This window comes from Streptomyces sp. BF23-19 (assembly GCF_041106355.1).
GTDB lineage: Bacteria > Actinomycetota > Actinomycetes > Streptomycetales > Streptomycetaceae > Streptomyces > Streptomyces virginiae_A.
Window position 1 is genome coordinate 24,828 of record NZ_JBGBPT010000006.1, and the last position, 6,694, is coordinate 31,521.

Below are 6,694 nucleotides of genomic sequence, written 5' to 3' on the forward strand. Positions count from 1 at the left end.
CGGCTCTCCGGGCGGGGTCCTCGTGTCACAGCACTAGGCAGCGGGCGCGGCAGGCGCGGCAGGCGCGGTGGGCTTGGCCGGCACGGCGGGCAGCTCGGGGATCCGGGGTCCCACCGGCAGCAGCTCGGTGACCACGAAGGCGACCACGGCCGCGATGATCACCACCGGGATCATCGCGGTGCCGCCGAGCATCAGGACCACCATCACCACGCTGCTCACCGGCAGCCGCAGCGCACTGGCGGCGGTCGCGGCCATGCCCGCCCCCATGGCGGGCACGATGCCGAGTCCGGGCAGCGGCCCGAGCAGGACGCCCGCCACGGCGCCGAGGCAGAGCGCCGGGAAGACGGGACCGCCGCGCAGGCTGCCGAGGCAGATGGCGTAGCCGGCGCCCTTGAAGACGAGGACGCCGATCAGCGCACCCACGCCCCAGGAGTGCGGGTCGGCGGCCAGTCTGCCGATCATCGCCTGGCCCGACCCGGTGATATCGGCGGGCGAGAGGCCGGTGATGAGCGCGTAGAGGCTGGCGCAGGCCGCGGCGGCCAGCGCGCACTGGACGGTCCGCAGGAGGGGCCGTTCGAGGACGTACGCGGCGATCACCCGCGCGCCGGTCAGCACCGGGTGCAGGGCGAGGGCCAGGGCCGCGGCGATCAGCACCGCCCAGAACACGTCGGGCACGTCCAGGTGGGGCACGGGTACGCCCAGTTCGAGCTTCAGGCTGCCGATCTTCAGGCCGGTCCAGCGTCCGAGGCCCGTGAAGACCAGGTCCCCGACTCCGGCGGACAGCAGGGACGGCAGCATGACCGCGAACAGCTGCGGTCCACCCACGCCCGCCACCTCGATCAGCAGCACCGCGGCGATCAGCGGATTCCCGAAGATCGTGGCGATGGCGGCCGCGGCTCCCGCCGCGCCGATGAGCGCGGTGCCCTGCGGGGTCACCGGTATCTGCGCCAGATTGCGGAAGAGCAGGGCCAGCCCGCCGCCGAGGGCGATCAGCGGAGCCTCGGGACCCAGTACCGCGCCGAGCGGCAGACTCGCGACCGCCGCGATGATGACGCCGGGCAGGGCGCCGGCCGAGGCCCCGCCGGTGTGCAGGCCGGCCGCGGGGAGGTGACCGCCGTTGCCGCGCATGTGCGGGACGACCAGGCCGACCACGACACCGGCGACGAGCAGCAGGGGCAGCGGCCACCACCAGGGCGGGACGTCCCAACCCAGGGCCTTCGGGAGGTCCGTCCACATCGCGCGTTCCATGGTGTGCAGTGCGGCGAGGAACCAGAACGACGCGAGGGACACCGGGATGCTGATGAGGGCGCAGAAGAACAGCAGTTTCAGGTATCCGGGGCTGCGGAGCGTCTGCCTCAGGACGTCGGCCTCCTGCGGCTGCGTTCCGCCGGGGGGCGGTTCGGATCGAGGGCGCGACTGCGGCATGGCTCACTTCCTTTCCGCTTCCTCGATGGTCCACCTCGGGGGCGCACTTCGCCGCTCAGGGCTCGTCCTCCAGGCCGGGAGCCTCCGAACTGCGCCTGTGCATACCGATTTTGATCGCCCCGACCAGTGCTTTGGCGATCACGCCGATGAGGATCAGGTCGGCGACCATCTGGAAGGTGACCAGCACCCGGCCGCCCTCGGTGGTGGCGACGATGTCCCCGAATCCCACGGTGGCGAACGTGGTGATCGTGAAGTAGAGGGCGTCCGTGCGGGTCAGCGGCTCCGAGAACGAAGCGGGGTCCTGCGCCCCGAGCAGGTAGTACGTCGCGGAGAACAGCACCAGGAACAGCGGTACGCCGGTGGCCAGCGCCTCCAGGGCGCGCATCCGGGGGAACTGTGCGTGGGAGACGGCGGTGATCTGCCATGCCGTCAGCAGCCCGAAGGCGACCAGGCCGATCACCAGCGTCAGGACGGTGGTGATGCCGAACCCGCCCTCCAGGGGCACCACGTAGTAGAGCCACGTGAGGAGGGCGGCCGAGAGCACCGAGCGCAGGAGGTGGCCCACCAGGACGCGTCGGCGCTGATCGGCTGCGTTGCGTGCCATGGCTTCAGGAGAACGGTCGGGAGCCCACAGCGCGACCGGAGCGGGCCGCCGGAATGCGGATGGCCGAGGTGGCCGGTATGAATGAAGGACCCCGTACATGATCGGAGCCGAGCATGGACGATTACCCGCTGCTCAACGTCTTCTGGACGATGATGTGGTTCTTCCTGTGGATCATGTGGTTCTTCCTCCTCTTCAAGGTGATCACGGACATCTTCCGTGATCACACCCTGGGCGGCTGGGGGAAGGCGGGCTGGCTCATCTTCGTGCTGCTGGTGCCGTTCCTCGGCATCCTCGTGTACCTGATCGCCCGCGGGCACAGCATGCGTGAGCGGGACCAGAAGCAGGCCGAGGAGCAGCAGGCGGCCTTCCGGTCGTACGTGCAGCAGACGGCCGGGGCCGGGTCGGGCTCGGCGGACGAGCTGCACAAGCTCTCCGTCCTCAAGGACAAGGGCGACATCACCCAGGCGGAATTCGACCAGGCCAAGGCCAAGATCCTGGCCTGAGCGGTGCGGGGCGGTGCGGGGCGGTGCGGTTCCCGCCGCCTCCCCCGCCGCCCCGTCTTCCCGCCCCTCCATGCCGGTGGTCCGGTTGCCGATAATCCGCGACGGATCGATTCTCGTTACCCTGGCAGACATGACAGCCATGGCGCCCACGCGAACCGAACCGGACCTGTCCTTCCTCCTGGACCACACCAGTCACGTGCTGCGTACGCAGATGAGCGCGCGGCTCGGCGAGATCGGGCTCACGCCGCGGATGCACTGCGTGCTCGTCCACGCCTTGGAGGAGGAGCGCACCCAGGCGCAGCTCGCCGAGATCGGCGACATGGACAAGACCACGATGGTGGTGACCGTCGACGCGCTGGAGAAGGCCGGCCTCGCCGAACGCAGGCCGTCCAGCACGGACCGGCGGGCCCGGGTCATCGCGGTGACCGGGGCGGGGGCGAAGGTCGCGAAGGAGAGTCAGGAGATCGTCGACCAGGTGCACGAGGGCGCGCTCGGCGCCCTGCCCGAGGATGAGCGTGAGGTGCTGCTCCGGGCGTTGAACCGGCTGGTCACGGGGCATCTGGAGACTCCGGTCGAGGGTCCGCGGCCGGCCCGGCGGGCGCGTCAGAAGGGGTAGCCGGGAGCGGTCGGCGGTGGTCGCGCCAGCAGTGGGTCCGTAAAAGATAGTCTGCAACAAAACTATCTGCTACGGTCTTTTCTGTTGCCTCCGACGAACGGGAGAGACCGCCATGCCTGCCCCCGCCACCACCCCTTCCCCTTCCGCTCCTCCTCCCGCGCGTTCCCGCCGGCTCGCCCTGGGCGTCCTGGCCACCGGAATGCTGATGACGATCCTCGACGGCAGCATCGTCACGGTCGCGATGCCTGCCATCCAGGGCGACCTCGGCTTCACACCGGTCGGGCTGAGCTGGGTCGTCAACGCCTACCTGATCGCCTTCGGCGCCCTGCTCCTGCTCGCCGGCCGCCTCGGCGACCTGATCGGCCGCAAGCGGATGTTCCTCGCGGGCACCGCGGTGTTCACCGCCGCCTCACTGATGGCCGGGCTTGCCACCTCGCCCGAGATGCTGATCGCCGCCCGTTTCCTGCAGGGCGCCGGCAGTGCCATGGCCTCCGCCGTCAGCCTCGGCATCCTCGTCACGCTCTTCACCGAGCCGCGCGAACGGGCCGGAGCCATCGGGGTGTTCAGCTTCACCGGCGCGGCGGGTGCCTCGATCGGGCAGGTCCTCGGCGGTGTCCTCACCGACGCGCTGACCTGGAACTGGATCTTCTTCATCAACCTGCCCATCGGCATCGCGGTGCTCCTCGCCGCGCTCCCGGCCCTGCCGGGCGACCGGGGTCTGGGCCTGAAGGCGGGCGCGGACACCCTCGGCGCGCTGCTCGTCACCTCCGGCCTGATGCTCGGGATCTACACGGTCGTCAAGATCGAGACCTACGGGGCGACTTCGGCCCACACCCTCGGGTTCGGCGCCCTCGCGCTCGTCCTGCTCGCCGGGTTCCTCGTCCGCCAGGCCACGGCGCGCAACCCGCTCATGCCGCTGCGGATCTTCCGCTCGCGCAGCGTCCTCGGCGCCAACCTGGTCCAGATGCTGATGGTCGCCGCGCTGTTCTCCTTCCAGATCCTCGTCGCGCTCTACCTGCAGAACGTGCTCGGGTACTCCGCCGCCGAGACCGGTCTCGCGATGCTGCCGGCGGCCGCCGTGATCGGACTCGTCTCGCTCACCGTCTCGGCCCGCCTGAACTCCCGTTTCGGCGAGCGCAAGGTCCTGCTGGCCGGTCTGGTCCTCCTGGTCGGCGTACTCGGCCTGCTGACGCGGGTGCCCGGTCAGCCCGACCGCGCGGACTACCTCACCGACCTGCTCCCCGTGATGCTCCTCGCCGCCGGCTTCGGCCTCGCCCTCCCCGCGTTGACCTCGCTGGGCATGTCCGGTGCGCGGGAGGCCGACGCGGGCCTGGCCTCCGGGCTCTTCAACACCACCCAGCAGATCGGCATGGCGCTGGGCATCGCGGTCCTCTCCACCCTGGCCGCCTCCCGTACGGAGTCCCTCACCACGGCGGGTGTTCCCGTCCCCGAGGCGCTGACCGGCGGGTACCACCTGGCCTTCGCGGTCGGCGCCGGCCTGATCCTTCTCGCCCTGGCCGTCGCCGTGACGGTCCTGCGCGGCCCGAAGGGCTCCCCGCGGTCGGTCACGGCCGAGCCGCGGACCCCGCTCGCGGCTCGGTGAGGTTGCGGGTCATGCGCTCCAGGACGGTGACCGCGGTGACGTACTCCTCGCGGGTGATGCCCCGCGCCGACAGCTCGCGGAAGGCGTCCACGCGAAGGGCGACCTCGACGAGGCGGGCCCGGCCGTCGTCGGTCAGGGCCAGGCGGTCCGGTCGCGGCCGGGTCACCCAGCCGCCGGCGAGCACCGCGGCGACGGCCGAGGCCTGCGCCGCTGCGTCGGCGCCCGTGGCCAGGGCGGTCAGGACGGCGGTGTCGGTGGCCCGCGGGTCGTCCTTGACGGCGCCCAGGACCTGCCAGCCGAGTCGGGTGAGGCCGAAGTCGGCCAACAGGGCGTCCATGGACGCGGTGAGGGCCTGGTCCGTGCGGTTGAGCCAGTAGCCGATGGGCTTCATGTCCTGCTCCTCAAGGGTCGGCGGGCCTTCGGGTCAGCGGCCTGTGAAGGCGTCCGCGTTCTCCTCGGCCCATTGCCGGTAGGTGCGGGCGGGTACGCCGAGCAGGGTCTCGGTGGTCTCGCCGATGGCGGCCGGGCCGTGGTCGGCGGCCTCCCACAGGTCGAGCAGCGAGGACACCATCGGGGCGGGCATGTGCCGGCCCATCTGCTCCTCCGCCTCGGCCCGGGTGATGTGCTCGACCGGGATCTCTCGGCCGAGGGTCTGCGCGAGGACCGCGAGCTGCTCGCGGAAGGACAGCGACTCGGAGCCGGTCAGGGTGAGCGAGCGGCCGGTGAGGGAGCCCCCGGTCAGGGCCCGGGCGGCGATGTCCGCGATGTCCTCGGGGTGGATGGGCGCGATCTGCGCGTCCGGGTAGGCGAGCTGGACCGGCATCGACCGGCCGATGGGCCACGCCCAGCCCAGCGAGTTGCTGGCGAAGGCGTCGGGGCGCAGGAACGTGTGGGTCAGGCCGGAGTCGGTGAGGGCGCGCTCGACCCGCAGGCTGTGGCTCGCCAGCGGGTCGCTCTCGGCGCCCGGCGCGAGCACCGAGGACGAGGACAGCAGGACGACGTGCTCGACCCCGGCGACCTCGGCGGCCTTGATCAGGTCGTGGATGCCGGCGGGCTGGGGGTAGAGGAAGACCTGGCTGACCCCGCGCAGGGCGGCGGCGAAGGTCTCGGGGCGGTCGAGGACCAGCTCGGCGGTCTCGATCCCGGCCGGAACGGTCAGTTCGGCGGGGCGGGCGCTGGCAGCCCGGACGGGGAGGCCGGCGGAGTGCAGGCGGGCGGCGACCGTCCGGCCGACCTTGCCGCGGGCACCGGTGATGAGGGTGGTCACGAGTAACTCCGTTCGTTCGCGATGACATATGCATGCTCACATGCACACGTTTTCATGTCAACACATGCCTGCCAGGGCTCACATATGTACGATGAGGGGCATGACGAAGCACGAGCCGGCGACCGACGAGGAACTGCTGGACGCCGTGGGCCCGGCGTTCGGGAAACTGCGGCGCTCCTCGCTCCTGGAGGTCGAGAACCCGATCTCCCAGAAGGACCTCAGCCGCACCCTGGTGCTCAACATCGTCCTGGAGGCCGAGCAGGGCGACGGTCGTGAGATCACCGTCGGCGCCGTGGCCGAGTACCTGGCCGTCGACCCCTCGGTGGCCAGCCGCATGGTGTCCGACAGCATCTCCGCCGGCTACCTCGTCCGCGCCGCCTCCCAGCAGGACGGCCGCCGTACGATCCTTCACCTCAGCCCCGAGGGCCGGGACATGATGGACCGCTTCCGGCGGCACCAGCGCGCGGCCTTCGAGTGCGTGACGGCCGACTGGAGCGAGCGCGACCGCATCGACTTCGCCCGCCTCATGCTGAAGTACGTCGACTCCCAGAACGCGCTGCGCCACCGCTGACGACCACCGTCGTCGCCCCCACGGGCGGCACCGCACCGCAGCCCCGGGCCGACGGCCCGGCGCTGCCTGCCCGTCATCACCATCCGCTTCCCCTCCTTCGCAGTT

Annotated in this window: 8 protein-coding genes; 4 read left to right on the forward strand and 4 right to left on the reverse strand. The window is 71.3% G+C overall.

From position 1 onward, the window contains the following. Window positions 1–33: 33 nt before the first annotated feature. Both AB8A24_RS05345 and AB8A24_RS05350 read right to left on the reverse strand, forming a co-directional pair. Window positions 34–1,425, reverse strand: a complete 1,392-nt coding sequence (locus AB8A24_RS05345) for a chloride channel protein (RefSeq protein WP_328962421.1) — start codon at window positions 1,423–1,425, stop codon at window positions 34–36. 55 nt (window positions 1,426–1,480) lie between these two features. Next, window positions 1,481–2,029, reverse strand: coding sequence for a potassium channel family protein (locus AB8A24_RS05350; protein WP_328962420.1), 549 nt, complete (start codon window positions 2,027–2,029; stop codon window positions 1,481–1,483). 113 nt (window positions 2,030–2,142) lie between these two features. Here AB8A24_RS05350 and AB8A24_RS05355 point away from each other — a divergent pair, with 113 nt between their 5' ends. From AB8A24_RS05355 to AB8A24_RS05365, 3 genes are all read left to right on the forward strand, one after another. Further along, window positions 2,143–2,532 carry an SHOCT domain-containing protein gene (locus AB8A24_RS05355; RefSeq protein ID WP_328962419.1) on the forward strand — a complete coding sequence of 130 codons (390 nt, stop codon included), beginning with the start codon at window positions 2,143–2,145 and terminating at the stop codon, window positions 2,530–2,532. 130 nt (window positions 2,533–2,662) lie between these two features. Further along, window positions 2,663–3,148, forward strand: coding sequence for a MarR family winged helix-turn-helix transcriptional regulator (locus AB8A24_RS05360; RefSeq protein WP_328962418.1), 486 nt, complete (start codon window positions 2,663–2,665; stop codon window positions 3,146–3,148). Between the two features lie 112 nt (window positions 3,149–3,260). After that, window positions 3,261–4,751, forward strand: a complete 1,491-nt coding sequence (locus tag AB8A24_RS05365; protein WP_328962417.1) for a DHA2 family efflux MFS transporter permease subunit — start codon at window positions 3,261–3,263, stop codon at window positions 4,749–4,751. Here the strand turns inward: AB8A24_RS05365 and AB8A24_RS05370 are convergent. Both AB8A24_RS05370 and AB8A24_RS05375 read right to left on the reverse strand, forming a co-directional pair. Beyond that, a complete protein-coding gene (locus AB8A24_RS05370; RefSeq protein WP_328962416.1) occupies window positions 4,714–5,142 on the reverse strand; it encodes a MarR family transcriptional regulator in 429 nt (142 codons plus the stop codon). The genes AB8A24_RS05365 and AB8A24_RS05370 overlap by 38 nt on opposite strands. Before the next feature lie 33 nt (window positions 5,143–5,175). After that, the gene (locus AB8A24_RS05375) at window positions 5,176–6,018 is read right to left on the reverse strand and encodes an NAD(P)H-binding protein (RefSeq protein WP_369474931.1); all 843 of its coding nucleotides are present in this window, start codon (window positions 6,016–6,018) and stop codon (window positions 5,176–5,178) included. Window positions 6,019–6,118: 100 nt separating this feature from the next. On the opposite strand from AB8A24_RS05375, the gene AB8A24_RS05380 reads away from it, so the two are divergent. Continuing rightward, the gene (locus AB8A24_RS05380; RefSeq protein ID WP_369474932.1) at window positions 6,119–6,589 is read left to right on the forward strand and encodes a MarR family winged helix-turn-helix transcriptional regulator; all 471 of its coding nucleotides are present in this window, start codon (window positions 6,119–6,121) and stop codon (window positions 6,587–6,589) included. The last annotated feature ends 105 nt before the right edge of the window (window positions 6,590–6,694 follow it).

What these genes read in the sequence shown, in the direction of transcription:
- AB8A24_RS05345 (WP_328962421.1), bottom strand. Translation starts at nt 1,425, where the DNA reads ATGCCGCAGTCGCGCCCTCGATCCGAACCGCCCCCCGGCGGAACGCAG.
- AB8A24_RS05350 (WP_328962420.1), bottom strand. Translation starts at nt 2,029, where the DNA reads ATGGCACGCAACGCAGCCGATCAGCGCCGACGCGTCCTGGTGGGCCAC.
- AB8A24_RS05355 (WP_328962419.1), top strand. Translation starts at nt 2,143, where the DNA reads ATGGACGATTACCCGCTGCTCAACGTCTTCTGGACGATGATGTGGTTC.
- AB8A24_RS05360 (WP_328962418.1), top strand. Translation starts at nt 2,663, where the DNA reads ATGACAGCCATGGCGCCCACGCGAACCGAACCGGACCTGTCCTTCCTC.
- AB8A24_RS05365 (WP_328962417.1), top strand. Translation starts at nt 3,261, where the DNA reads ATGCCTGCCCCCGCCACCACCCCTTCCCCTTCCGCTCCTCCTCCCGCG.
- AB8A24_RS05370 (WP_328962416.1), bottom strand. Translation starts at nt 5,142, where the DNA reads ATGAAGCCCATCGGCTACTGGCTCAACCGCACGGACCAGGCCCTCACC.
- AB8A24_RS05380 (WP_369474932.1), top strand. Translation starts at nt 6,119, where the DNA reads ATGACGAAGCACGAGCCGGCGACCGACGAGGAACTGCTGGACGCCGTG.